The 23,887-nt window shown below is 67.9% G+C and carries 25 protein-coding genes and 3 pseudogenes; 14 read left to right on the top strand and 14 right to left on the bottom strand.

Annotated features, from left to right (window positions below; all coding sequences use genetic code 11):
• Positions 1-252: 252 nt before the first annotated feature.
• Positions 253-468 (bottom strand): annotated as a pseudogene (locus ACWC0C_RS45455) (transposase); the annotation flags it as partial.
• 267 nt (positions 469-735) lie between these two features.
• Between ACWC0C_RS45455 and ACWC0C_RS45450 the strand changes: the two are divergent.
• On the top strand, positions 736-1,014 hold the full coding sequence (locus ACWC0C_RS45450; protein ID WP_450870846.1) for a hypothetical protein: 279 nt from the start codon (positions 736-738) through the stop codon (positions 1,012-1,014).
• A gap of 65 nt (positions 1,015-1,079) precedes the next feature.
• Here the strand turns inward: ACWC0C_RS45450 and ACWC0C_RS45445 are convergent, their stop codons facing one another.
• A complete protein-coding gene (locus ACWC0C_RS45445; protein WP_450870845.1) occupies positions 1,080-1,280 on the bottom strand; it encodes a hypothetical protein in 201 nt (66 codons plus the stop codon).
• Between the two features lie 881 nt (positions 1,281-2,161).
• Between ACWC0C_RS45445 and ACWC0C_RS45440 the strand changes: the two genes are divergently transcribed.
• Positions 2,162-3,367, top strand: coding sequence for a WD40 repeat domain-containing protein (locus tag ACWC0C_RS45440; RefSeq protein WP_450870843.1), 1,206 nt, complete (start codon positions 2,162-2,164; stop codon positions 3,365-3,367).
• A 301-nt stretch (positions 3,368-3,668) separates the two neighbouring features.
• Here the strand turns inward: ACWC0C_RS45440 and ACWC0C_RS45435 are convergent, their stop codons facing one another.
• The gene (locus tag ACWC0C_RS45435; RefSeq protein WP_450870842.1) at positions 3,669-4,523 is read right to left on the bottom strand and encodes an oxidoreductase; all 855 of its coding nucleotides are present in this window, start codon (positions 4,521-4,523) and stop codon (positions 3,669-3,671) included.
• Positions 4,524-4,604: 81 nt separating this feature from the next.
• The gene (locus ACWC0C_RS45430; RefSeq protein ID WP_450870840.1) at positions 4,605-5,870 is read right to left on the bottom strand and encodes an MFS transporter; all 1,266 of its coding nucleotides are present in this window, start codon (positions 5,868-5,870) and stop codon (positions 4,605-4,607) included.
• 68 nt (positions 5,871-5,938) lie between these two features.
• On the opposite strand from ACWC0C_RS45430, the gene ACWC0C_RS45425 reads away from it, so the two are divergent.
• The gene (locus tag ACWC0C_RS45425; RefSeq protein WP_450870839.1) at positions 5,939-6,496 is read left to right on the top strand and encodes a MarR family winged helix-turn-helix transcriptional regulator; all 558 of its coding nucleotides are present in this window, start codon (positions 5,939-5,941) and stop codon (positions 6,494-6,496) included.
• A 391-nt stretch (positions 6,497-6,887) separates the two neighbouring features.
• On the opposite strand, the pseudogene ACWC0C_RS45420 reads toward ACWC0C_RS45425, so the two are convergent.
• Positions 6,888-7,021 (bottom strand): annotated as a pseudogene (locus ACWC0C_RS45420) (IS5/IS1182 family transposase); the annotation flags it as partial.
• Positions 7,022-7,196: 175 nt separating this feature from the next.
• Here ACWC0C_RS45420 and ACWC0C_RS45415 point away from each other — a divergent pair.
• Positions 7,197-8,618, top strand: a complete 1,422-nt coding sequence (locus ACWC0C_RS45415) for a hypothetical protein (protein ID WP_450870837.1) — start codon at positions 7,197-7,199, stop codon at positions 8,616-8,618.
• A gap of 484 nt (positions 8,619-9,102) precedes the next feature.
• On the top strand, positions 9,103-9,444 hold the full coding sequence (locus ACWC0C_RS45410) for a hypothetical protein (protein WP_450870835.1): 342 nt from the start codon (positions 9,103-9,105) through the stop codon (positions 9,442-9,444).
• 507 nt (positions 9,445-9,951) lie between these two features.
• Here ACWC0C_RS45410 and ACWC0C_RS45405 read toward each other — a convergent pair.
• From ACWC0C_RS45405 to ACWC0C_RS45395, 3 genes are all read right to left on the bottom strand, one after another.
• Positions 9,952-10,404 (bottom strand): hypothetical protein, encoded by a 453-nt coding sequence (locus ACWC0C_RS45405; protein WP_450870833.1) that lies wholly within the window; start codon positions 10,402-10,404, stop codon positions 9,952-9,954.
• Positions 10,320-11,018: a transposase family protein gene (locus tag ACWC0C_RS45400; RefSeq protein WP_450870831.1), complete on the bottom strand. Its 699-nt coding sequence runs from the start codon at positions 11,016-11,018 to the stop codon at positions 10,320-10,322. The genes ACWC0C_RS45405 and ACWC0C_RS45400 overlap by 85 nt, the downstream gene beginning before the upstream one ends.
• A gap of 227 nt (positions 11,019-11,245) precedes the next feature.
• The gene (locus ACWC0C_RS45395; protein ID WP_450870829.1) at positions 11,246-12,658 is read right to left on the bottom strand and encodes a M1 family metallopeptidase; all 1,413 of its coding nucleotides are present in this window, start codon (positions 12,656-12,658) and stop codon (positions 11,246-11,248) included.
• 266 nt (positions 12,659-12,924) lie between these two features.
• On the opposite strand from ACWC0C_RS45395, the gene ACWC0C_RS45390 reads away from it, so the two are divergent.
• Entirely contained in the window at positions 12,925-13,050 is a 126-nt protein-coding gene (locus ACWC0C_RS45390) for a hypothetical protein (RefSeq protein ID WP_393484908.1), read from the top strand.
• A 14-nt stretch (positions 13,051-13,064) separates the two neighbouring features.
• Here ACWC0C_RS45390 and ACWC0C_RS45385 read toward each other — a convergent pair whose 3' ends face one another.
• Entirely contained in the window at positions 13,065-13,445 is a 381-nt protein-coding gene (locus ACWC0C_RS45385; protein ID WP_450870827.1) for a toxin Doc, read from the bottom strand.
• Between the two features lie 673 nt (positions 13,446-14,118).
• On the opposite strand from ACWC0C_RS45385, the gene ACWC0C_RS45380 reads away from it, so the two are divergent.
• Positions 14,119-14,379 carry a hypothetical protein gene (locus ACWC0C_RS45380; protein WP_450870825.1) on the top strand — a complete coding sequence of 87 codons (261 nt, stop codon included), beginning with the start codon at positions 14,119-14,121 and terminating at the stop codon, positions 14,377-14,379.
• Between the two features lie 37 nt (positions 14,380-14,416).
• Here the strand turns inward: ACWC0C_RS45380 and ACWC0C_RS45375 are convergent, their stop codons facing one another.
• Together ACWC0C_RS45375 and ACWC0C_RS45370 are read right to left on the bottom strand one after the other, a co-directional pair.
• Positions 14,417-14,860, bottom strand: coding sequence for a DUF3995 domain-containing protein (locus ACWC0C_RS45375; RefSeq protein WP_450870824.1), 444 nt, complete (start codon positions 14,858-14,860; stop codon positions 14,417-14,419).
• Positions 14,861-15,433: 573 nt separating this feature from the next.
• The gene (locus ACWC0C_RS45370) at positions 15,434-16,678 is read right to left on the bottom strand and encodes an alpha/beta hydrolase family protein (RefSeq protein WP_450870822.1); all 1,245 of its coding nucleotides are present in this window, start codon (positions 16,676-16,678) and stop codon (positions 15,434-15,436) included.
• Between the two features lie 76 nt (positions 16,679-16,754).
• Between ACWC0C_RS45370 and ACWC0C_RS45365 the strand changes: the two genes are divergently transcribed.
• Together ACWC0C_RS45365 and ACWC0C_RS45360 are read left to right on the top strand one after the other, a co-directional pair.
• Positions 16,755-17,162, top strand: a complete 408-nt coding sequence (locus ACWC0C_RS45365) for a hypothetical protein (protein ID WP_450870820.1) — start codon at positions 16,755-16,757, stop codon at positions 17,160-17,162.
• A gap of 9 nt (positions 17,163-17,171) precedes the next feature.
• The gene (locus ACWC0C_RS45360) at positions 17,172-17,390 is read left to right on the top strand and encodes a helix-turn-helix transcriptional regulator (RefSeq protein ID WP_398290990.1); all 219 of its coding nucleotides are present in this window, start codon (positions 17,172-17,174) and stop codon (positions 17,388-17,390) included.
• A 42-nt stretch (positions 17,391-17,432) separates the two neighbouring features.
• Here the strand turns inward: ACWC0C_RS45360 and ACWC0C_RS45355 are convergent, their stop codons facing one another.
• Together ACWC0C_RS45355 and ACWC0C_RS45350 are read right to left on the bottom strand one after the other, a co-directional pair.
• Positions 17,433-18,494: a hypothetical protein gene (locus ACWC0C_RS45355; protein ID WP_450870818.1), complete on the bottom strand. Its 1,062-nt coding sequence runs from the start codon at positions 18,492-18,494 to the stop codon at positions 17,433-17,435.
• Positions 18,495-18,926: 432 nt separating this feature from the next.
• On the bottom strand, positions 18,927-19,277 hold the full coding sequence (locus tag ACWC0C_RS45350) for a helix-turn-helix transcriptional regulator (RefSeq protein ID WP_331743949.1): 351 nt from the start codon (positions 19,275-19,277) through the stop codon (positions 18,927-18,929).
• Positions 19,278-19,405: 128 nt separating this feature from the next.
• Between ACWC0C_RS45350 and ACWC0C_RS45345 the strand changes: the two genes are divergently transcribed.
• The 4 genes from ACWC0C_RS45345 (at position 19,406) to ACWC0C_RS45330 (ending at position 21,665) form a co-directional block, all read left to right on the top strand.
• Positions 19,406-20,152: an ANTAR domain-containing protein gene (locus ACWC0C_RS45345; RefSeq protein WP_450870816.1), complete on the top strand. Its 747-nt coding sequence runs from the start codon at positions 19,406-19,408 to the stop codon at positions 20,150-20,152.
• 169 nt (positions 20,153-20,321) lie between these two features.
• Complete coding sequence (locus ACWC0C_RS45340; RefSeq protein ID WP_450870814.1) at positions 20,322-20,879, top strand: hypothetical protein; 558 nt, start codon at positions 20,322-20,324, stop codon at positions 20,877-20,879.
• Positions 20,880-20,916: 37 nt separating this feature from the next.
• Complete coding sequence (locus ACWC0C_RS45335) at positions 20,917-21,411, top strand: hypothetical protein (protein WP_450870812.1); 495 nt, start codon at positions 20,917-20,919, stop codon at positions 21,409-21,411.
• A gap of 98 nt (positions 21,412-21,509) precedes the next feature.
• The gene (locus tag ACWC0C_RS45330; RefSeq protein WP_099053157.1) at positions 21,510-21,665 is read left to right on the top strand and encodes a DUF6131 family protein; all 156 of its coding nucleotides are present in this window, start codon (positions 21,510-21,512) and stop codon (positions 21,663-21,665) included.
• A 1,460-nt stretch (positions 21,666-23,125) separates the two neighbouring features.
• On the opposite strand, the gene ACWC0C_RS45325 is transcribed toward ACWC0C_RS45330, so the two are convergent.
• Positions 23,126-23,455 carry a hypothetical protein gene (locus tag ACWC0C_RS45325; RefSeq protein ID WP_450870810.1) on the bottom strand — a complete coding sequence of 110 codons (330 nt, stop codon included), beginning with the start codon at positions 23,453-23,455 and terminating at the stop codon, positions 23,126-23,128.
• Here ACWC0C_RS45325 and ACWC0C_RS45320 point away from each other — a divergent pair.
• A pseudogene (locus ACWC0C_RS45320) lies at positions 23,448-23,887 on the top strand (site-specific integrase); the annotation flags it as partial. The gene ACWC0C_RS45325 and the pseudogene ACWC0C_RS45320 overlap by 8 nt on opposite strands.

The raw sequence follows: 23,887 nt of genomic DNA, 5'->3' as shown, positions 1-23,887 counted from the left end.
CCTATGGGCGCTGCTTCGGGACAACCGGCTGTTCACACCAGCTCCTCCGGTCCCGCAAACGGCTTGACTCGGTCATTGAAACTCCTTGCCATCAGGTGCGTCCATCGACCTCTCGTGGTGCAGGTCGAGGGACATGTGCGTGTTCGTGATGGCCAGGACCCTCAAGCCCAACTTCGTCATCCTCATGGGGAATTCGGTGAAATCGGGATGGACCATTACATGGTTCAGACCGCGATTCCGTAAATCCCCAGGTCATGATCGGAGCAGTATCCGAGTGCGGAGGAGGCGGAACGACGCTCGGCCGTACATGGTCCGCTTGATCGTCTTGATGCGGTTGACGTGGCCCTCGACGATGCCCGAGCTCCAGTCGAGGGTGGGGCCGGCGGTGACGGCATCGAGGTCGAGGCACAGGCCCTGGGCGAAGGCGAGGACCGGTGGCGGAGCGCCGCGCTCGGCCTCGCGGACCCAGGCCAACCGCAGGCCGAGAACGCGCCCGTCACGCCTTCGTTACCCGCACCCTCACCACACTGCGCACGGACCGGAGCATCACCGGTGACCGCGCGGAGGACTGGCGCCGGGTGGCCTCAGAGCTCGCCATGCTTGGGCAGATGACGGCCCCCGGGGACAATTTCCAGGTGGCCGTCTTCGAACTGGAGGCGCTCGCCAGGCAGACCGCCGGTCTTGAACCGGCACCCGCCAGGGCTTCCCTCGGGCACCGGCCCCCAGGGAGGAGACGTGATCTCCCCATGGCAGGCCAGCGAGGACGACTGGATCTCGGTGCCAGGCGGCCCAGCGGGGCCTTTCGTGTCGACGGCGATGGCGATGCCGAACCAGTCGGGTATCGCCCGGACCGTGGTCATGGTCAGCCAACGTCACCGGTACCACACTCGTTCGTCGCACGCCGATGTCCACATCGAGGACGGAACGCGCATCGAACGCCTGGACGCAAAAGTGGAGCGGGCTCGAGCCCGGGAGCAGTGGAACGAGGACCACTCTGCTTGGCACAACCGCTGACCGCGGTGGGGCGGCCTGGGCGGATCAGCCGAGCGGCGAGAGGCGACGTGCCGCTGACCATGCGGTCACCGCGCGTCGTCGTCCACGTCCTCCAGGGCGGGGGGCTCCTGCCAGGTCAGGGTGTCCAGTGGCCGCGGCAAGTTCCGGGCCGCGCCGGGCACGGCTCTCGTCACCGCGGACGCCTCGTCGCTGAAGAGCGCGACGGGGGCGCCCGGCGTACGGCCGGGCACTGATACTGCCGGGCTTGAGGTCTTCGTGGTGGTCATCTGGTCCCCCTGATTCGTTCCGGGCCGGGCCCGGCTGGACACCGGCGCGCAGGCCAGCTGCGAAAGCGTATACAGATTCCGAACTGCGGCCCGAGGAGATTCCCTTCGGGCCGCATTCCCATGTCAAGCCTCCCTCGCTCCCGACCGACCGCCCGCCCGCCCTCCGCTCCTGGCACGCCCGCCCGTGCTCACGTCTGCCGACGCGAACGCGTCGAGCACCGCCTCCGGGCCCGAACCGTCACCGCTCGTCCGCCGCTTTACTCTCCCCCCGGGTACCACCGGAGCGGTCGCAGTGGCCGACTCGGCTCGTACACCCAGCGGGTGGGCCCGGCCAGCGCTGGTCCGCAGGCGGGGCCGCGAGCGGTGAAGCCAACCGTGGCGGGCGTGATAGCCGTGGCCGCGGATGCGGTGTCCGGCCGCGTCGTCCCAGGCGCGGGGTACGACGGCGGCGTAGATCGTGGCGGTGCCAGCCCATTCGCCGCTGTCGGGGGGACGTGTGTTGGTCCGCGTTCCGTGGACGACTCAGGCGAGGAGACCGAGTTCGCGTAGCACGGTGATGTGGCGCTCCAGGGTGCGTCGGCTGATACCCAGGTGCTTGAACATGGCGTCGCGGCAGTATGCAACGTGTCCGGACGCCCCGCCTGCCCTGCCCGGCAGGCCGGCACCCAGTGCGTGCCGGGCTCCTCCGAATGAGCGACCCCGGGATCGTGAGACCGCCGGACCCGCGGGTCGCGGTGCACCTGCCGACCGGATCCCGCATGCTGACCGTGCGATCCGATGCCGTGCCGCCGGCGGGCGGTTACCGGCCTGGACGGCCAAGCCGGAGGTGCTCGCTGAACACGCCGTCCTCCCCACCGCCCTGGTCCCGGCTAGAGTCGGCCATGCTGACCGGCATCGCCCGTCAGGCCGCCGAGACCGGGAAGCTCGATGAGCTGCTGACCGACACGGAGTTCTTGGTCCATGCCGACGCGCAAGCGCTGCTGCCCCTGCTGGCACAAGCGCGCAGTGCACCAGCCCGCGTGGCAGCGGCGGTCTATCGCACCTCCCTGTCGCCGAACGCCGGGGCCGGACCGGACCTGCGCCGGTGGCTGCTGAGCCTGAACGCAGCCCGCTGGGGTGCCCGGCAGCTGGCCGCGGATCTGGCCCGGCCCCCGGACCCGCCCTCAGGCCTCTTCCTGTTGCGCGTACGGTGGGCCACGGGATCCCAGACCAGCCCTCAATTGCGAGGTTTCCTCACCGGTCACAGCCTGGTGACGGCCGTGGCGACAGCCGACCTGGAAGGTCGTCCGGTCGCCGTCACCGGCCACGACGACGGCTCCGTCCGACTTTGGGATCTGCACTCCCAGGCGCCACTGGGGCCACCCCTTACCGGTCACGACGGCACCGTGGAGACCATGACCACTGCCGAGCTCGACGGCCGACCGGTGGCCATCACCGGCAGCCGCGATGAGACGGCGCGGATCTGGGATCTACGCAGCGGCACACCGGTGGGTCACCCGCTGGCCGGTCACAGCAGCCCGGTGACGGCCGTGGCGACGGCAATGGTGGAAGGCCGTCCCGTCGCAGTCACCGGCAGCGACGACGGCATCGTGCGAATCTGGGACCTGTGCGGCAATGCGCTGCTGGGCCGCCCATTGGAGCACCCGTACTGGGACGACGGCGTGGAAGAGGTGGACTGGGTCGCGACAACGGTGCTGGACAGCCGGCCAATCGCCGTCACCAACAGCGATGAGACGCTGCGGGTCTGGGACATGCCCACCGGCGAGCAGCGTAACTATCCCGGAACTGACGCGCTCTGCACCCAGGGGGTGACCGCGTTGGCCGCGTGCACGCTGCAGGGCCGTCCGGCGGCCATCACCGGCTGTGGCGATGGCACCGTCCAGGTCTGGGACCTGGACACCGGACAGCTGAGCCGGACTCTCACCGGCCACGACGGCGGGGTGCGGGCGGTAGCCACCACACTGCTGGAGGATCGGCCCGTTGCCGTCACCGGCGGTGATGACTGCACCGTACGGGTCTGGGACATCCTCTTCGTTGATGGATTGCAACGAGGACGGTTTTCATCACGCATCGCAGGCTTGTCGTAGCCGCGAGACTCCGCGGTGTCGCAAGGAAGCAGCCCGGCGGCGCGCTCCTGGCCGTCATCCCGGACGGTGGTGCAGTTCCTATCTGAAAGATCAAGCGGAGGGCAGAGCGCCCAAGGCGCCCCACCGAGACGGGGGATTCTCCGTGGGGCGCCGTCCATGGGTAGCAGCGCTGTGTCCGCTCTCAGCGCCTGCCGTGTGACCGCGAGCGGCCACGGTTCGCGACAGACAGAAGTGCGTCAACCGCTGACGCGGCGTGGGCGCGCGGTGGCGCTTTGCAGCGGGAGGCTGTTGCGATGGATGGTCAGTCGAAGTGGGTCGGGCGGCCGAGGGGTTCGGTCGCGTCCACTTCCTGCAGACGCAGTTGGAGCCGTTCGCGAATCCGGTCGACGGCGTTGGCGCCCAGCGGCAGGCGCAGCGGGGGCTTTTCCATACCGGTGGCGGTGATGATGGCGCGGGCTGCGCGGGCTGGATCGCCCGGCTGGGTGCCGTGCATGGCGAGGAACTGTTCTTTGGCCGGGCCGAGGGCAGATCGGTAGTCGTCGATCGGGTTGGCCCAGCGGACGGAACGGCCGGTGAAATCGGTGCGGAAGGGGCCGGGTTCCACGATGAGGACGTGGATACCGAGGTGGGCGACTTCGGCGGCCAGTCCTTCGGAGAGTCCTTCGAGGGCGAACTTGGTTCCCGCGTAGGCAGTTCCGCCCAGGGTGGCGAAGACGCCTCCAACCGAGGACATCTGCACGATGCAGCCAGAGCGCTGGGCACGCATGGCGGGCAGGGCCGCACGTGTCACGTCCAGTGCTCCAAAGACGTTGGTGTCGAACTGGCGGCGCAGTTCTGCGTCGGAGACTTCTTCGAGGGCCCCGCGCAGGGCGTAGCCGGCGTTGTTGACCAGGACGTCGATGCGGCCGAACTCCTTGAGCGCGGTGTCCACGGCAAGGCGGACCGCGGTGGGGTCGGTCACGTCGAGGGGCAGTGCGCGGACGCGGTCGGGTGCGAGGGCGACCAGGTCGTTGAGGGTCTGGGGGTCGCGTGCGGTGGCGACGAGGCGGTCGCCGTCGGCGATGACCTCGTGGGCGAGTGCGCGGCCCAGACCGGTGCTGGTGCCGGTGATGAACCACACCTTGGTGGCTGTGGGGTCGGCATGCTGTGACGGCATCAGGGCGCTCCTACGTGGTGGGTGCTGGAGGTTGAGGTTTGGCCGGCCGGGCGGGGGTGAGGGCTGGTGCAGCGGGCGGTGTCAGCCGGTGGTGCGGGTGGGGGTGGCCACGGCTTCGGTGTGCTGCTCTTGTGGTGCGGGGCTGTTGGCCGGCGTGTCGCTGCGGGTGGTGGGGGGCGGGAAGGCCGTGCGGCCGGTGGCGAAGGACAGGGCCAGGACGGCGGCGAAGACGCCGAGGCTGGTCCAGGGCAGCGGGCTGGTGCCCTGGGCGGCGTAGAGGGCGCCGCCCAGCAGGGGTCCTGCGGCCATGCCGGCGTTGAGCATCGTGACGAGCATCGACTGGGCGATCTCCATGGCCGAACCGGCGGTTCGGGCCGATGCCGCCTGCAGCATCGTCGGGGCTGCGCCCAGGGCCATGCCCCACACGGCGACGGCGGCGAAGGTGGTCACGGGGCTGGAGTTGAGGGTGGCGAGCAGGACCATGGCGGCGGTGAAGGCGGCGAAGCTGGTCAGGACGACGGCGCGCAGGTGGCGGTCGATGAGCATGCCGGTCAGCCACAGCCCGGTGATGGAGGCGATACCGAAGACGAGCAGGACGATGTCCACGCGGTCCTGGAGGCCGGAGGAAGACAGGAACGAGGCGATGTAGGTGTACATGTTCATGTGGCCGACTTCGAAGGCGAAGGCGATCAGCATCAGGACGGCGATGCCGGGCTGTGTGAGGACTCGCCTGACCGGAACGCGTTCGTGGGCGGCTTCCGCGGCGATCGGCGGGAGAGCAGCGCGCGCCCATACGGTGACGGCAAGGCCGAGGGCGGCCATGACGGCGAAGGTGGAGCGCCATCCGATGCTGGTGCCCAGCCCGGTGCCGGCCGGGACGCCGGCGGCCAGGGCTACCGGGACGCCGCCCATGGAGATGGCCAGTGCCCGCCCCTTGCTGGCTTCGGGGACCATCCGCATGGCATATCCGGCGATCATCGCCCACTGCAGGCCTGCGCCCAGTCCGGCGATGAGGCGGCCGGTGAAGGTGAGGGCGAACCAGGGTGAGGCGGCCGTGACGGCGTTGGCGGCGACCACGGAAAGGACGGTGGCGAGCAGCACAGGGCGTCGCGGCCAGCGGCGGGTGAGTGCGGTCAGCGGTATCGCGGCGAGCATCGACCCTGCGGCGTAGACGGTCACCAGTTGTCCGGCGGTGGCCTGGGAGACGTCGAGGCCTCTGCTGATCTGGGGCAGGAGGCCTGCGGGGACCGTCTCGGTGAGCACCGTGACGAATCCGGCGACGGCAAGGGCGAGGAGCCCGGCCCAGGGTAAGCCCTGCGTGTCCTCGTTAGTGGACGTGTCTGTCACGAGCCCTCCTGATGTGGTTATCTTGAGTGCCAAGGTAATTTATCTTGAGACTCAAGGGAGTGTCAAAGGTGCCCGGATTCGAGCAGCCGCCCAAGCCACAGGACTCAGTGGAGGCCGAACTGTCGCGGTGGATCGCCGACATGCCCGGCGTCGATCCCGCGACCGAGGCCGCCCGCCAGCGCATCGGGCGCATGGCCAGGCTGTTCGACCGCCTGCTCACCCAGGTGGCCACCGACAACGAACTCACCGCAGGCGACTGGGCGGCACTTTCGGCCCTGCAGCGCTCCGGCCCGCCCTACCAGGCCTCCCCCACCACGCTCTCGCACCAGCTGGGCATCACCTCCGGCACGATGAGCGTGCGCCTGGCCCGCCTCACCCAGGCCGGCCTGATCGAGTCCGTCGCTGCGGCCGACGGCCGCAGCAAGCCCGTCCGGCTCACCCCGCGCGGCCAGGACCGCTGGCGTGCCGCCACACAGCAACGCACCGCCCAAGAGCACAGCCTGTTCGCCGACGCCCTCTCCCCCGAGGGCCTCAGGGAACTCAACGTGCTGCTCAGCCACCTGCTGGGCCGCCTGGAGACCGAGTTCGGCCAGGCAACCCGCCACGACGTCCCCAAGGACGCCTGAGCGCAGCTGACGGCACCCCAAGCACACCCAGCACCAACAGAACTGAGAGCTTCTCCGGAACCTGATGATGACCGGCAAATTTACGCGGTGAGCCTGCGGGCGCGAACCGCCCCGCCAGTGGGCGACCGCATCGTGCCCCGCGGCCACGGACGCGAGCACGAGTCGGCCGCAGCCCTGCCACTTATCCGCATGACACGGCAGGTCCTTCGCGGCTTGTGACGCGTCGGGCCGCCGCTACAGCTGTCTTGAAGCACATCTCGAGTCGCATGGCCCGCGACCCCCGCTGCCCAGCTCCCGCAGCTGCCCGCACACCATGCGGGCAAGCCGGGCTCTGCTTGGCAGAGCCTGCCCCGGTCGCCCCCTATGCCGGGCGCATGTTCTTGATCAGCGGCCGGGGCCTTGGGAGCACGTGGATGCGAGCCATGGCGTCTCGAAGGCGGGTGCGTCACCGACCTGACCCGCAGTGATGGTGAACGCCAAGAGCCGTGCACGGCCGTCCGCTGCCAAGTGGACCTTCGTGCTTACTTGATCGCCTGCTGGACGTCGCTTCGCGAAAACGCGAGGTTGGCCACCCCGATGACCTGGCCTTCGACGTTAGCGCCTGCGTTGGGAGCCGTCCGGTCTCTTAATACGGTCGGCGGTCAGATGGTCACCGACGGTCCGGCGGATCCGTCACGGGGGCAAAGGGGACGTACGCGGCATGCGCGTTCGGGCAGTGGCGGGAGCCTTGGTACTGGCGGCGGTATCACTGGCGGGCTGCAGCGAGCAGGCAGACGGCGGCCGCAAGGACAGCAGCGGCAGCCCTCTGAATCCCTTTCACCAGGCGAAGTCACTCGCCAAATTGAGCGTGCCTGCTGCCTACGATGCGGGCCAGGGATGGGATACGGCACTCGGCGGCATTCCGAAGCGGGCGGCCAACGTACCCGTGGTGGCGGTGCCGGGCGCCGGTGAGGTTGCCAGCATTCAGGGGGCTGCAAACGGCTACACCACCATCGTGCGGGCCGCTGACACGGGGCGGATCAAGTGGTCTTCAGCGCCATGGGACATACCCACGCCCAGCGATGGCGAGTCGGCGCAGACGCCAGGTGTGACGGTTGTTGATCAGGAGGGTCGCGAGTACATCGTCACCTACGCCCAAGGCGTGCGGGGGAAGGACGCACTGCACGACGGCACCGCGGTGGTCAGTCTGGCGGTGTACGCCGCTGACGGGCAGGGCGCGTCGGTGAAGCCGCTACGGCAGATCGATCTGCCGGTAGAGGGAGAGCCCGTGGTGCGGGTCTCCGCGTACGGTGGCCGGGTGCTGGTCGGCCTGGGCAGATTGGGCGACTCGGGCCTGTACCCGGCACGTTCGTTTGCGGTGAACGTGGTGACGGGTCAGAGCACCGCCTATGACCATCCCGATGACCTGCTGTCCCCGTGCGGCCAGGCTGACTGTGCGGGGGGCCGTGTCATCGCGGCCACCCCGCAAGGCCCGTTGGTTGGTGTGGACAACGGAGGGTTTGGCCTGGTGGGTCACTGGTTCAGCGACTCCGTACGCCCGAGCGGTACCGAGCGGACCGGGGACCTCGCTCCCTTCAACGGGCTGGCCTATGGCGTCATCGACGGCCACGTGCTCGCCGGCTGGGAGACCCGGGACAAGGAGGACAGCACTGCCGCCAATCCGGTGTGGTCCGTGCACGATCTGGCGACAGGACGTCTTCAGGCATCCATGACCTGCGGCTCCGACCTGAACAACGACATCAACGCGGGCAACTACGGATCGTACCGTGAGTACAGCATGGTCGCATCACCCGACGGCCGCTATCTCGCCGCCGGGCCCGTCGTCTTCGACCTGCAGCGCAAGAAGGGCATCTGTCTGGCCAAGAGTGGCGACCGGAAAGCCATCGTGATCGTCTCGATCGGCGACGATGGAACCGCGTACGGAGCAGTCCAGCAGGACTCGACTGCCGAAGGCACTGAACCCGCCGCCGTGCAGGTAGATCTCAACGAAAGCCCGGATACTGCGAAGGTCCTCGGCCGCGGCACCATCGTGCCACTCGTGACCAACGTAAAGGGCGCGGGACTCTTCCTGAGCCGGAACGACAATGGGGACCTGCGCGTCTCCCTGCGTCGCGAGCACTGACGTTCACCGTCCCACGCCCACTCCTCACAAACCGCCCTTCCTGGCCCGGAAGAAGAACACCAACATCGCAGCCGTCGCCGTGGCCCGCGAACTGGCGGGCTGGTGCTGGAGTTTGGCGGTGATGGACTGACCTACGGGGTCCACAGATCGGCCGGCGGGAGGCCGGACGTTCCAGCGCGAGGGACGATGCCCGCGGACCCTATGAGCACCCGCTCCGGCGAGCCGCGCTCGGCTGTAGACAGGAGGCTCCGTCCCCGACGAACATCCGGTCATGCGGTAACCAACCCGCGGATATCAGGCTGACCGCGCGTCGACGCACGACACGCCACCGGCCTCCCGCCGGTCCCACAGCACCGCCCACAGGCTCGCACCGACGAGCCCGGACACTCCTGCCCGCTTGACAAAATCGTCTACATATCAGGTTGCACAATCGTGTGCCGGGGCGCCTGCGGGTTCCCCGGCCTTCGACTCCAGGGGACATGTGATGAAGAGGACCGTTCTCGGCGTAGCGGGGCTGTGGTTCATCGTCGGGGCGGGCCTGGCGTCCGCACGGGGCTGGCCCGTCTCCCTGGTCGCGCTGCTGGGGCTGGTCATGATTCTCTCGGCCGCTGCGGGGCATGAGGTGTGGGCGCGGCGGGGGCTGTGGCTGGCCGTCTGCGCCTCCGCCTATCTGGGGCTGACGTGGTGCGTCGCTGAGCTGGCACGGGCCAGCGGGCAGCATCTGAGCGTGAGCCACTCCGGAGCGGTGGGAGCGTACGTCCTGGGGCTGGGTGTCCCCGCCATCGTGGCGCTGTGGGTCCTGCGTCGCTCTGGCCGGCCCCGCTGACGCCGTTCCCGGCCTGCGTCTCACCGGGAACCTCAGCGTCGCCGACCCCTCCGGGAGTTTCCGGCACCGCTTCTGTTTCTCTGTGCGGGAACAGACCTCCTCTACCGCGCTTCTTCGACGCGTACGCCGCGCTGAGCTGGCGAGAGTGGTCGGCGCCTGTCGTCGCCGGCCGCCGTCGGTCGGCCCAGAGACGGCCCGCGTGGGGTGTCGCGGCCGTGTGCGTCTCACAGGCCGCCGGGGTTGACGTTCCTGCGAATTTCGTTGTTCGACAGGACCCCCATTTGGGTTCCCGAGTTCCCGCTGCCTTCTAGAACTGCGATGCGCTGGCCCATGTTCTGGCAGTGCTGGTGCTCGAGCGGCTGGAAGCCCTGGTAAGTCAGTTGCTTGTGGATGTCGTCGAGGGCGTCGATGTCCTGCTGCGGTGCCGGGCGGGTGACGACCTGGACGATGACGTTGGGGCCGGCCTCGTCGCAGGTCTCGGTCTGGTGATCGCGATAGCCGATCCAGTCACGCTGGCCGGCCGCGGTGACCTTCTGGCTGTAGCGGGCCTCGGGATCGTGCGGACTTGTTCTCGATGCCCCAGTGGCCGCGGACGCGGCGGGCGATCTCGGTTGCGTCGGCCTGCTCCGCGGTCAGGTCGGTCACCCCGTAGATGCGTTCCAGGGTGACCTTGCCGGTGGTGACGATCCGTCGGCGGCGCACGATCTGGACGGCCTGCACCGCGTGTGGGAACGCGATCCCGGCGACGGCGGCGGCCTTGATCCGGCGGATCTCGTCGCGGCCGTGCGCGGTGGCCCGCGTCTTGTCCAGGAGTGGCACTTCCCGCCATGGCAGGGCCTTCAGCCACTGGTGCAGGGTGGGCTGATTGCCCTTGATCAGCGCGATGTAGTGGGCGTGCTTGTCCTCGACGAGGAAGCGCGCGTGGGCGGTCTGCGAGTGGAGGGCGTCGAAGGTGACCACCGTGCCGCGCAGGTTGAGCGGGGCAAGCAGGGGCTGGAAGACGGTGATCTCGTGGTCATGGCGTCCACCTCGCACTGGGCGGTGACCAGACCGGTCCCCGTCATCGTGGCGAGCAGATGGACCTGGGTGCCGTCGGTGCGGCGGGCACCGCGCACGGTCTTGCCGTCCACGGCGAGGGAGGGCAGGGGCCGCCGGTCGCTGTCGTTCTCCTCCTGGCCGGCGGCGCGTTCGCGCCCGGCGAGCCAACTTCCGACGGCTGTATCCAGCGCGTCGCCGTCGATGCGTTGGAGGACACGACGCACGGTGGCCTCGGCCGGGGCGACGGGGCCGCGGTCCGGCTCCCGGCAGGGGCCACCGAGCCGGGCCAGGACGTTGGGCGGGGCGTCGGCGGCCCACTCCGCGATCGCGGCCAGGGACTTCGCTCCGGCCAGGACCGCGCACGCGGCCAGGGAGAGGACGAAGGCGAGCGGGTGGCGTCGGCCCTGGTCCCGGCGGGGATCGGGCACCTGAGCCAGGCAGGTCAGCAGGCCGGGGAGGTCATCGGGGACGGTCGGCGCGGTGTCGGCGAGTTGGCCCAGAGGGCGCGGGATGAGCGAGGATGAGCAGGCAGGCACGGTCTTCCGTCGTGGTGATCAGGGACTCGACACCTCATGATCACCGGAAGTCGTGCCTGCCTCCGCGTCAGCCCCCGCCGACCACCCCGCAGTCCTGCCCCAGCTCCTGAAGCCCCATCAACCCGGATGCACCGCCGGAACGACGCCGCCCTGCCCGCGTACCCCGTCGGTCACCGTCATCGTGGCGCCGACGGGGTACGCCCGTCACCCGCGAGCGGAGTGCGACTTCAGCGGATGCGGTGCTTCCGCCAGAAGGGGCCGAGGTCCCTGTGCGTCATCGACTGTGCGGCCTTCTTGAAGCCGGCGGTGGTGGAGACGCCGTACCAGTGGTCGTGGGCGTACTTCTTGATCAGGCGCGCCACGGTGCCGGCCCCGAGGACGTGCTCCAGGTCGGCCAGGACGCAGGGGCCGATCCCGTACACGACCTGGAAGTACTCGCCACGGTGTGTAGACCAGTAGGCCATCGAGTTGGTGAGCGCGGCGGTGGCGCTCGGCCAGGAGTCGTCCGGCGAGCACTCGAACCCGTCCCAGCGGTAGTAGCGCGCGTTGGCGTACTGAGCGAAACTCTCGTCCAGCCAGGGTGAGTTGTACTCGTCGTTGCCCACGATGCCGTACCACCACTGGTGGGCGATCTCGTGGACGGTGGCGCCGCCCTCCTCCTCGGTGCCGAGGATGACCAGGCCGGGGTACTCCATGCCGCCGGCGAACCCGGGGGTCATCACGAGGTCGATCTCGCCGTACGGATAGCGGCCGAACTCCCTGCCGAACCGGTCGATGGCGGCGACGCCGTCCTTGCGGTTGAGGCGGACACCGGCGGCGGGCGTGTTCGGCGACCAGTACGACTTCACGCGCACGCCGTCGGGCGAGGTCTGGGTCGCGGTGCGGAACGGGCCCGCCGCCCATGCGAAGTCCCGCACCCGCTTGGCGACGCTGTGGGTGACCGTACGCCCGGTACCGCCGGGGCGGGTCCATGTGCTGCCGGTCGCCGGGACCTTGAGGGCGGACGGGTGGTCGAGGCGCACCCGGAAGTCGCTCGCCAGGGTGTAGAAGCTCTCGCCGTACGACACATACGGATCGAGGTGCCACCCCCTCGCGTCGTGCACGGCGAGGACCGGCAGCGCGTTGCCCAGGAAGCGGAACGCGCCTTCGCGGCCGAAGCGGTTGTTGCGTGCGGGCACGGTGAGGGCCACGTCGAAGGAGACGGCCGTCCGCTCACCGCGTGCGAGCGGCCTCGGCAGAGCGATGCGCAGCGCCGTGCACTTCACGCCGGGGCGGCCCGGAGTGCCGCCGCGCACGTGGGAGACGCGGACGGGGGACGGTCTTCCGGATGTCCCGCAGCCGTCCTCGCCATTGCCCCACAGGCGTATGTACACCTCACGCAGGGGCCGGCTGGAGGCGTTGCGGAAGGACACCGTCTGCCGGCCCGCCCAGTGGGAGCCGTCGGCGTCGGCGCGCAGCTTCACGTCGTAGCTGGGGCGGTCGGGCGTCGCGGGTTCGGCCGCTCTCACCGCGGCGCCGGGCACCGGGCCGGACGGCGTGCCGGCCTCGGCCACGGTGGAGCCTGCTGTCGCGAGCAGCGCGAGCAGGGCGACCAGCAGACGGCGACCGGTTCTTGAGGGGCCCGTGGGCGACGAAGGCATGGCAGACGACATGACAGATGACATGCCAGCGGATCCTTTCACAGGGTTTCCCACGGCCGACACAGGCCCTCGCGAAGAGGGGAGGTCGGCTCCGCTTGGGCGGCGAAAATGCCAGGGTACGCAGGGGATGTTCGCTTTACGTTGGCGCACAGTAAGGATCCCGGTTCAACCCATCCGCAGTTCATCCCCTTCCATGAGGCCTGGTCAGGGACACCACGTACGCCGAGGACGCCTCCCGCGTACGCACCGGCACCGCTCCACGTGCCATGGCATCCCTGCGCAACCTGGCCATCGGCGCTCTCCGACTCGGCAACCAGACGAACATCGCCGCTGGACTCCGCCACCACACCCGCGACGCCAACCGTCCACTGATCACCCTCGGCATCATGTGATCAACCAGGACACATCACCTGAACGACGCGGCCCTGAGACGGTCGGCGATGTCGTAGACGGTGAGCCGCAGCGCGCGAATGTCGGTGATCAGGTCCCGCCACGGCTCGAAGGAGTCGTCGATCTCCTTCTCGGAGGCCCGGATGTACGCCACCGCCACGCCATACGCGAAATACGCGTTGCGGGCTGGCAGCGGACGTAGCAAGACCAGTTGCTCAAGCAGGGCGGCAGCCCGCCAGTAGGCGTCGGGCTCGCCCATCTCCAGTCGTGGTGTGTTCACGCAGTGCCGAGCGACGGCGGCCACCAGGCCCGAGTAGTCCCGGACGACCCCGAGTTCCTTGCCGAGTAGTTCTTCCTGTCGGTCAAGGAGCCACCGGATGTCGATATGCAGTTCCAAGGACCGCAGGCCGGTCGGCGCTTGAGCGCGTTCTGAAGGGCCTTTGACGTCGGCATCGATCGACCAACGCGGGAATGCGCCGGCCTCTGGTGGTGCCGGGGCAGCTGCGTGAGGTTGTGGGTCAGCGGGCGTCAAACGTTTCGTCAACACGATGCACGGGCGCCGATCCACGCCGCGGAGCGGTCGTCCGCGAGTCACCGCTCTCGACTGCGCCGACAGCCAGGCCACTACAGCCGCACGTTTCCCGTTGCCCGGTCCGTGCGGAAGGCCACGCCATATTCCCTGGCGAACCGGTTGGCCTCGGCACCAAAGCTGCCCACCGAGCGCAAGCAGAATCCGCACTCACACCAGAACTTCGCACAGAAATCACCCAAACAGGATGAAACAATTGAAAAGTGCATGCCGACTGAAAATAGTCGGCTAAGCATTGGCTGAAATCCGATAGCGACTTCGCGGTACCTGTGAATAGGCTGTGCGCGCCAAATGTGGAGCACAAGTGAAGAAACGGGGTATTGCGATGAATAAATTCCACCGGAGCGCGGCGATAATTGCCGTGTCGGTGTTTTGCACTTTGATGGTTCCCGCCATGTCGGCATAGGCAGCCGATGCTACACCTCGAGTCTCGTGTTACTCATCCTTTCCCATCAACGATATACAGCCCCATATCGGGAGGGTGGACTGGAACCAAAACCCGAGTGGTTGCTATCCCTTCGGCGACTCGGTTAGGGTCTGCGACACCCGCGCCGACGGAGAGAGCATTTACGTAAAGGTGGAGAATGAAGCCCTCGGAGCCACGACGGAGGGGCACACCGCCGGCTATTGCAGCCCGTGGCAGAGCAAGAACCTCACCAAGGGAAAGAAATACACCCTTGACGTGTGGGGAGTGATCGATGGCAAGTACTTTCTCATCAGCAAGATACCGGTGAGTGGCTAGACTCCACCAGCGACGCCCGAACGGCGGGCAGAGTGGGTCAGGCTTGGCTCCGAGGGCTGATGCGGCGGCGCCGGGTCCAGGCTGCCACGTAGCCGGTCAGGCCGCCGAGGACGATGCAGAGCGGGGAGTACAGCAGCAGGTCCCAGTGCCGGAACTCGTGCGGTGCCTCGCCCAGGGCGAAGCCCGAGGCGACCAGGCCACCCAGCCCGCGCATCGACAACACACCGCAGATCGTCCACAGCCCGCCCCGGACCAGGCGCGAGGAAGTCAGACGGTTCGCCGGCCAGGCGCCGGTGACGACGAGCCAAGAGGCCACGCCCAGCAGACCCGCGACGGCCAGCGTCAGCGGGCGGGACGGCAGCTGCGACTCCTCCACCCCCACCACGGCGGCCGCGTACTCGCCCCGCGAGTCCAGCGGCCAGGGGGAGAACGCCCACACCGCGTGCAGGGCCCCAGCCGCCAGCAGACCCGCACTCGCCACGGCAGCCGCGGCCCGAACTCCAAGGTCGGCACCTGCCGTTGATACAGCGCCTGGCCGTCGTGGCCCTTCCTCACGCCCCGCCGGTCCGAGCACCCATGCCCCAGAGACACAACTCCACGACCCCGGCTGCTCAGCCGCGCTCGACCATCTGGTCGCCATGATTCTCACGCCGGCCGAGCCGCCCACCCTGGGCGGACCCCCCCCGACGGTCAACGGGCGCCTGAAGCACGGTCCGCGACGTGGACAGCGCGCTCCGGCTCCCCTGCATGAGCACTGTCACCTCTCCGGACTAGGTGAATTCGCCCCCTACGGTCGCAGAGGTACCGACGCACTCAAAGCCGGACCCATGGCCCGGCGCGAACCCAACGGCCGTTCCTGCCGAAACGATCCCCGGTACCCTCCGCTGACCTGGGCATTCACGGAACTGCGGTCAGAGCCGTTTTCAAGAGTCGCCATCAGGGTGCCGGGCCGCCGGCCTCGATGGCGGGTGCGGGCCGCCCGAGGTGTCGTCGATTCAGCTCGGGATCACCGCAGGTCTGAAGGGGTGACCGTGGTGCGGGGATGGCGGGTGCCTCATCGGAGGAACCGGATCTGCGGGTAGCGGGGTGAGGGGTGCTGGAGCAGGTGGTTGTCGAGGTGGCGTAGATGAAGGTCGAAGAATGCTCGTACGTAGTCGCGTTGGGCGTGGATGGCGCGGGGCGGGTCGAGGGTGCCGATTGCTTGCGTCACCTGGCTGGGCGTCATCCCGAGGGCGGGCGCGGCCTGGGGTAGCAGTGTTTCCAGGTCGGTGAACGAGGTGTGGGTGGAGCCGATGAGGGCCAGTTCGCGTTTCCAGCCGTACTGGCTGGTCCAGAACTGATCCCAGCTGGGATCCTCCGGGCCTGGGCCGGGGTCGCTGCCGAAGAGAAGGAATGGCCTGTCGGTGCCGGCGGTGACAGGCGGCAGGAGGCTGCCGTCGAGGTTGACGCCGGCCTGCAGGCGCCGGTCGGCGCGGATGGCTGCGGCAGCTGTGGCGCCGCCGAGGGAGTGGCCGAGCATGCCGACGCGGGACAGGTCGAACGCGCCGGTGAGGGTGGGTGGCAGGGGGCGCCGTCCGGCGTCGGTGTTGTGTCCGGCGTTGAGCGCGGTGAGCTGGTCCAGCACGAACCGGGTGTCCGCGGTGCGGACAGCGAGGGCCTTGGCGATCAGGGCATCGTCGATGTCGCCGGTAATGGCGAAGGTTTCCACCCGGCCGCCGGGAAACTCGACTTGGTCGGCGTCGTAGGTGTGGTCGATGGCCACGACCAGGTAGCCGTGGCTGGCTAGTTCCTCGATCAGAACAGCGCCGAGGCTGCGGTCGCTGCGCAGGCCCGGTGAGTACAGGACGACCGGTCTCCCGCACCGGCCGTGGTCCACCGGGGCGGCCAGGTGGGCGTGCGTGGTCGGCAGCAGCAGCGTGCCGGACGGGATGCCCTGTTCCCGCTCAAAGAAGGGGACGGCGCCGGGTGACATCCACGGCACGGGCGGGTGCTCATGGGCGGCGCGTGCCGGGTACCAGAGCTGGATCATGAGTTCCCGAGCCGGTCGGGAATCCTGCCAGGGATCGACGCGCGCTCGGTCGATCAGGTGCACCGCGATCGTACCCAGGGGATGCGGACCGGTTGGTGCGGGCAGGGTGAGCCGCACCGGAGTCGGCGTGGGGTTGGCGGCGGCCGGTGAGTTAGCGGCGGGTCGCGACTGGGCGGATGCCGCGGTGGCCATCGGGACGGAAGCGATGGCTGACGCTACGGCGGTGCCGAGCAGCGCCCGGCGGGTCAGGAGCCGTCTGTCGTTCAACATCGCCAAAATGTAAGGCGTACTTTCCATCGAGTCAAGGTTGCTTGACTTGATGGAAAGGGCACCTTACAGTCGTCGCATGGCAAAGCAGGTAGAGCAGGACCAGGTGACGCGCGCGGCCCGCCGCGCTGTACTCATCGACGGCATACCCGTGTCCACGTTGGGCGTGATAGCCCTGGCGCTGGGCAGTAACCCCGATCAGAGCACCAGCCAGAAGGCGTGGTGGATCGCGGCCACCGCCGTCTTCACCCTCGCGATCGTCTGGGTGCTGTGGCGGGCGTTCCGGCGCGCGGACGAATACCTGCGCAGGGTTCAGCTGGAGAGCATGGCCATCGCGTTCGCCGCAGTCCTCGTGGGACTGCAAGTGGCTACCCTGCTCGATGCCGCTGGCGTCATCCAGCTGCATCAGCTCGCGGAGGCGATCCTCCTCGGCGGCGTGGGTCTCTGGCTGACGATCGCGGACCTGCGTACCCGCCTGCACCGGTGACGGCGCATCGTGAAGAATCGACTACGCGAACTGCGTGCAGCTCGCCGGTGGAGCCAGGCCGACCTGGCCGACCGGTGCCACGTCTCCCGGCAGGCCATCAACGCCATCGAAACCGAGCGGTACGACCCCAGCCTGCCTCTGGCGTTCACCATCGCCGACGTCTTCGGCCTGACCATCGAGGAAATCTTCCATCCCGACCGGACGGAAACGACGGACAACCCGGCCTGACATGTGATGGATGGCTAGGACGTCAAGTGCCCGGGCTGGTGTCTACTCGGGCCCCGGGGGTGCTTGAGAGGCTTTGAGTCGGCTGGCGACGTAGCTGGCGCGGTCTCCCCCGTTGAGCTTGTGCCAGTTGTGGGCCGTGCCGTCGGCGAGGCCGAGGAGATCGGCGAGCATCTTCCAGTGGACGGCGCCGACCATGGCCAGCCAGGCCCCGTTGCGGGCCTTGCTGGTGCTGGTGATGCCCAGGCGGGTCAGTCGTCTCTGCATGGTGGTGGAGGTCATGGGCTGGTCAGGGCGGAGGCCGGGGAAGAGGTAGGGCGTCTCGCGGGTCCTGAGCGGGGCGGTCAGTGGGCGCCGTTCGTTGATCAGCCATTGGAGCAATGCCGACAGTCGCGGCCGGAGCCAGAGCGGGTCTCGGCCGAGTTGAAGACCGAGGACGCCGGGCTCCTCTGGGTGGACCAGGACGTGGCCGGTCGTGAGGCTCACCAGTCGGTCGGTTCGCAGCCCGTATTGCAGCACGAGACAGCCGGCGACACGGTCGGTGATGTGCTCGGACTCGTCGGTCTCCGGGCGGAGAGCGGTGAGGATCCGGTCGGCATCGCTCATGATCGACCGGTCGACAGTCCTGGCCGCGGTGGCGATCGCGACGTTCTGGGGGATCAAGTTGCAGGTTGCGGCCCAGAGCAAGAAGGAGCGGGCCTGGTTCTGGCGGGGCTTGTTTGCGATCAGCCATCGGTCGACGAGGGTCTGGGTGACGCTGTCGAGAGTGCTGCCGCGACGGCGAATGTGGGTGAGCAACACGTGTGCCGTTTGCAGCTTGCGGCGGAGATGCTCGCGCTGGAATCGATTGAGACCGGATCGTTCGAGGTGGTGGTGAGCAAGGGGCATGAGATGCCAGCGTGCGTATCGGGCAAGGACAGTCTTGTCGTGCGGGTCCGTCACCTTGTCGAGGCACACCTTGATGTCCCGCTTGAACTGGGCAAGTTGCTCCTCGCGCGGCTCCAGCACTTCGGCAAGTACGAGCAGCCCGCGTAGATGCTGAACAGACGCTGTCTGACGCAGGGCGTCCAGGGCCTCGTGTGAGCATTCCAGGTCGCCACTAGCCATCGCGAATCAGCTGACCGCCAGGCCGTCGCAGGTAGAGGACCAGGGAGTACGGCTGCTCGCACTGCTCCAGGACTTCGGCCAGCGGGGCCAGTTGGGGCGAGCGTTGGCCATTGGGGCCGGCGAACGTCTCGCCGAGCTCCTGCAGAGCCCGACAGCGGGGGCACTGACCGTGCAGGAGCCTGCCCATCGCGCTGCACGTCGGGCAGCGGTAGGTGAGGAACCAGCCGCTCCACCATCGCCATCACGGCCGCCAGCCTAGTGATCAAGCCAGTTGAGACGATCTCTAAGGACCTCTAGAGGGAGTCCGATGGGTGGGCCCTCGCGCCGTCGCATACAGGTTCCATCACGGTCTCCTCGTCGTCGGACAGCCAACCAGCGGCTCATTCCCTGACCGGCGGGCAGAACTCGTAGGTCGCGGCGGACCGTATCCCTTCACGAACCGGGCCGGGCATGGTCGCTGGCGCCGTGGCGTTCGTCCTCGTCCCTGGCCAGCATCGACAGCAGGCAGGCCACGGTCACGCCCTCCTCGGCCGGGTGGCGCAGCACCTTGTCCGGGTCGATGCTGTACCGATTGGAGCGGCCGTGGCGGGTGTGGGAGAGGTATCCGTCCTGCTCCAGGTCCGCGATGATCTTCTGGACGGCCCGTTCCGTGAGCCGGCAGCGCGCCGCGATGTCACGGACCCGCGCGTGGTGGTTGTCGGCGATGCTGGCCAGCACGCGCGCGTGATTGGTCAGAAACGTCCACCCCGTGTGCGGCTCGGGCACTCCATGGACTTCTGTCACGACTCCATGTTACGACCACACGTTCACGCACCCAAAAACACGAAGATAAATTCGTGTAGGGGTTGACGTGTCACGTAGAGGCGGCTGAGCCTGGAGAAGAACAACCCGGAGGACGGGAGGAGGCGAGCATGACGACGCTACCGTCCCCGGACACACCGCTCGCCAGCGACGAAGCCGACCGGACACCACCGTCCACCGGCGCGCTGCCGGTGCAGGCAGGGCTGGCCGGGATCCGCGTGACCGTCACCGCGAGCGGAGAGTTCTGCCTCGACAACTGCCAGAGCCTCCGGCACGCCCTGCGCGATGCAATCATGCGGTCGGCCGAGGGTGTGGACCTGGACCTCAGCGAACTTCACTTCGCGGACTGCTCTGCACTCAACGTGCTGCTGGCCGCTCGCCGCGACGCAGTCGCGGCGGGGAAGACCGTCACCGTCACCACGGCCAGCCCCGCCGTCGAACGACTGCTGACCTATACCGACACCCACAGCCTGTTCTCCCCCGCCCACCAGCATGCTGACCCGCCCGCCCGAAGGCCCGGGCCACCGCGCGAAGAAACCGACGACGACCTCCTGCGGACCGAAGTCGTCCAGCTGAGGCGCGCGCTGCGCACCCACCCGGACATCGACCTGGCACGCGGCATCCTCATGGCCTCTTTCGGTCTGAACCCCGACGAGGCGTGGCAGGTACTGGTCACAGCGTCCCAGAACACCAACACGAAACTGCACCGCCTCGCCGAGGACGTCGTCACCACCGTCCAAGGCGCGCCCCTGCCCGACCCGGTCCAGCAGCAACTCACCGCAGCCGTCGCCAGAACACGCAACACCGGCGGCGGACCGGCATTCGCCGTCAGGGAGGTTTGGGCCGGCGGGATCTGAGCTACTGGGGTCGGTCTTGAGGGTCCGATGCGTGAAGCCGGGCTTGCGTTCCGGACCTCATGCGTCGGCGACTGCCGCAGGGAAGAGGCCCAAAACCCGACTGTGAAGGGCCAATTAACACAAATTGGGAACACGGCGGATATCGCCCATCCATGAGGAGGTCGGTCAGATGTCTACCGGCACGCTTTTGGCGATCGTCATTCCCGTCGCAGTGGTCGTCGTGCTGATCGCCGCGGCCCTGGCTCTGTTCCTGCGGCACCGGGCTCTACGACAGCGCTTCGGCCCCGAGTACGAACGGACCGTCGACGGCGCCGACAGCAGACTCGCCGCCGAGCGGGAACTCAGCGCACGCGAGAAACGGCACGACAAACTCGACATCAAGCCTCTGCCCGACCGTCTCCGCGAGCGCTACTCACGGGACTGGGACAATGTGCAGCACGAGTTCGTGGACCGGCCCGAGGACGCCGTACACGACGCGGACCATCTGGTGACCTCCCTGATGCACGACCGCGGCTACCCCACCGAAAGCTATGGCCAGCAGCTCAAGGATCTCTCCGTCGAGCACGGCCGCACCCTCGAGCACTACCGAGCCGCTCACGAGATCGACACACTCAGCGCAAATCATAAGGCCACCACCGAGCAACTGCGCAGCGCCATGGTGCACTACCGGGCGCTGTTCGACGAACTTCTCTCCGACGGTGGCCAGACCCGCCACGCCCCGGCCTGACCTTCGGGCAGCCGGGACCGAACGACACGGAGGAGACATGCAACGCGACGACACACCGCACACTCGTGACAGCGGGCTGTCCACGGAGGACCTCGCCCAGCCCCGCAAGACCGACGCAGCGTCGAACACCACTCCACCGCCCCCGGTCTACCCGAGCGAGGGCGGCGACAGAACGGATGCGGCCGACGACCTCGCGTCTCGCGACGAGGCCACCCCCGCGGCGCACGAGGCGGCGGGCGCACGGACCACAGACGCCGACGAGATGCCGCAACTGCTGACATCGCAGGACGAGGAAGGCTTCCGTAAGGAGTGGGAGAACATCCAGGGTGCCTTCGTTGACGATCCTCGCCAGGCGGTACAGGCCGCGGACAACCTGGTCGCCAAGGTCATGCAGACGCTCGCCGCGACGTTCGACGAGCACAAGAAGAACCTCGAAGAGCAGTGGAGCCGAGGCGAGCAGGTCGACACCGAAGCTCTGCGCAGGGCCCTGCGCCACTATCGCTCGTTCTTCAACCGCCTGCTCACCACCTGACAAACACACCCGTGAGGCGAGGCGCAACGGGTCCAGGAAGTGAACGGCATCCCGCCTCACAGCGGCCGGCACACCGGCCGGAGAGAAAGAAGAATGCCGTGATCGCACTTGGCATCATCCTGCTCGTCGTCGGATTCGTCCTGAACATCGGCATCCTGTGGACAATCGGGATCATCCTGCTCCTCATCGGAGTCGTCCTGTTCCTTCTCGGCTCCCTCGGCCACGCGGTCGGCGGCCGACGCCACTACTGGTAGAGCACGCCTGTACAACGTCCCTTCCAGCAACACCGGCCTGCCCCCGATACACCGACCCGGTTCGTCAGGACTTCGCATCCTGGGACTGTTCTGCACCGGCCTTTCAACCTGGGTCAGCAGCGCATTGACGACGAGCACGGCCGGTGGCGGACCTTCCGCCGCTGTTGCCACAGCGTTGGCTATGAGCTTGTTGATCACGGAGTTCGGGGACGATGTGCTTGACTGCCGACGCCGCAGGTAACGGCGGTTGCGGCGTGATGAGTACACCCCTCCGCCCTGCCCAGAGACGCCCACTCCGCCGCAGGTGAGAACGCCCCGCATGCGTGAGCGGACGGTCTGGGACGAGCCGCCACACACCTGTTCCTCCCCCTGTACCGCGTGGCGTTGATCAGGAAGAACCCCACCACACAGCACGGCCAGGAACCCCCCGGTAAGGATTCGATCCCACTACTGAAGCGGGTATCGCAGGTTCGACGGACGGCTCTGCGTCGGACGCTTTCCGGACTCGTCGACAAGCTCGATGGCCCGGCTCGTGGACCAGCGGACGACGCGCTGGTGTTCCCGGACTTCCTCGTCGTCGACCCCGAGATGGGGTCCACCCGTCGCATCAGATGCCGAGCCACAACGGTCTGCGCCACCCGGTCGGCGACACGAGGAATGGCGAGCATCCTCATGCCACCGCCGTGGGGCTTGGGAATTTCCACCGCGCACACCGGAGAGGGAAAGTACGAGCCCGACGACATGCGGTTCCAGACCTTGTAGAGGTTGTTCCTCAGGTCCTTCTCGAACTCGTCGATGGACTCACCGTCCACACCCGCGGCGCCTTTGTTGGCCCTGCCTTCCCCCCACGCACCCTTCACTTCCCACTTCGAGATTTCGAACGGCTTGGCCTGTGACTTCAACCGGCCCATCGAATTCCTCCCAGATACCTCTGGTTGATACGACACTCGGTCGCGAATGACCCGGCCCCTTCGCTCCACCCCCATTACAGAGGCTTCGTCACTACTACGAGCCGGTCCGCCAGCGCACCCCGCATCGGTACTCAACCCCTTGCGGTTTCGGCCGCTTGGGGCGCTCCCTCTCGCCACCCATGCTGGGTGGACGGTGTCGGAGCACGCCTTCTCCTGTTCCATGCGAGAGCAGCAGACTGGGCTCACGTCGCCTTCATGCTGGACACCGCCTGACCAGTAGGTGGGCTCCCGTCAGGCTTATCCCGAGCCAAACCAGAGTGCCTCGGTTTTGATGTCATCTGATCTGTTTTCGACACGTCAGCAGCGATTCGCTTGCGCTCGTCTCCCCAGTCCCTACCTGACACCTCTTGGATGCCTTTTCCTTATCGCTCACCACGACAGTCTTCAGCTAACGCGGCATAAGATGGTTTAGAGCCTCCCCCACAGAGCGACTCTGAAGGGCCAAAATCCTTCATCTCTCACACAGCATCATTTCCCGAAGCTGCCCTACTACCAACTCCTATCCATGTTCAGGACACACCCGGCTATCAGACGCCAGGAGCGATCCGCCGGATTGGCGTCCGTCGCCTTCAATCCTGGCTGAAGAACCGTGGCGTCAAGAACGCCTCTTCGCTCGCCGAAACTGCTGTCGGAGCGGCCGATGCCCAGCACATCGCGTTGCCGGGCGAGCAGTTGGCCGCTGCCATGTTGGCCCGGATCGCGAAGGGCGTGCTGACCCTGGACACGGAGATCGAAGAAATGGATGCGCTCATCGAGGCCCGTTTTCAACGCCCCGGCAACGATCCGGGCATTCGGCCTTGCCCTTGGCCAGTTGAGCATCGAGGAGCTGGTGGACCGCTACCGCATCCAGTGCCGGCCGGTCCGCGATCTGATCGTGGACTACCTGAGGGAGCGGCAGCCTTCGCTGGACTTCGCCAGCCTGGACGCGATCTCGCGCACGCTCGCGGGCCTGTTCTGGGCCCGAATCGAAGCCCTCGCGCCGGGAACCGACTCGCTGCGGCTGCCACCGGCAGTGACTCGCGCCTGGAAGGAGGACTTGAAGGTCGAGAAACGCACCATCACTGGCCCCGACGGCAACAGCATCGAGGTCTCCAGTCCGCGGCTCAGTGCCAAGGACGAACTCATGCGAGTACGGGCCTTCTACCTCGACATCGCGCAGTGGGCAGCCGAAGAACCAGCCCGCTGGGGGCCATGGGCCGTGCCCTGCCCCATCGGCGAGGACGAGATCCACAAGGCGAAGGAACGCAAGCG

Source organism: Streptomyces sp. NPDC001709 (assembly GCF_053596375.1).
The sequence above is the reverse complement of the archived record's forward strand: the minus strand, read 5'-3'. Positions and strand labels throughout refer to the sequence as shown.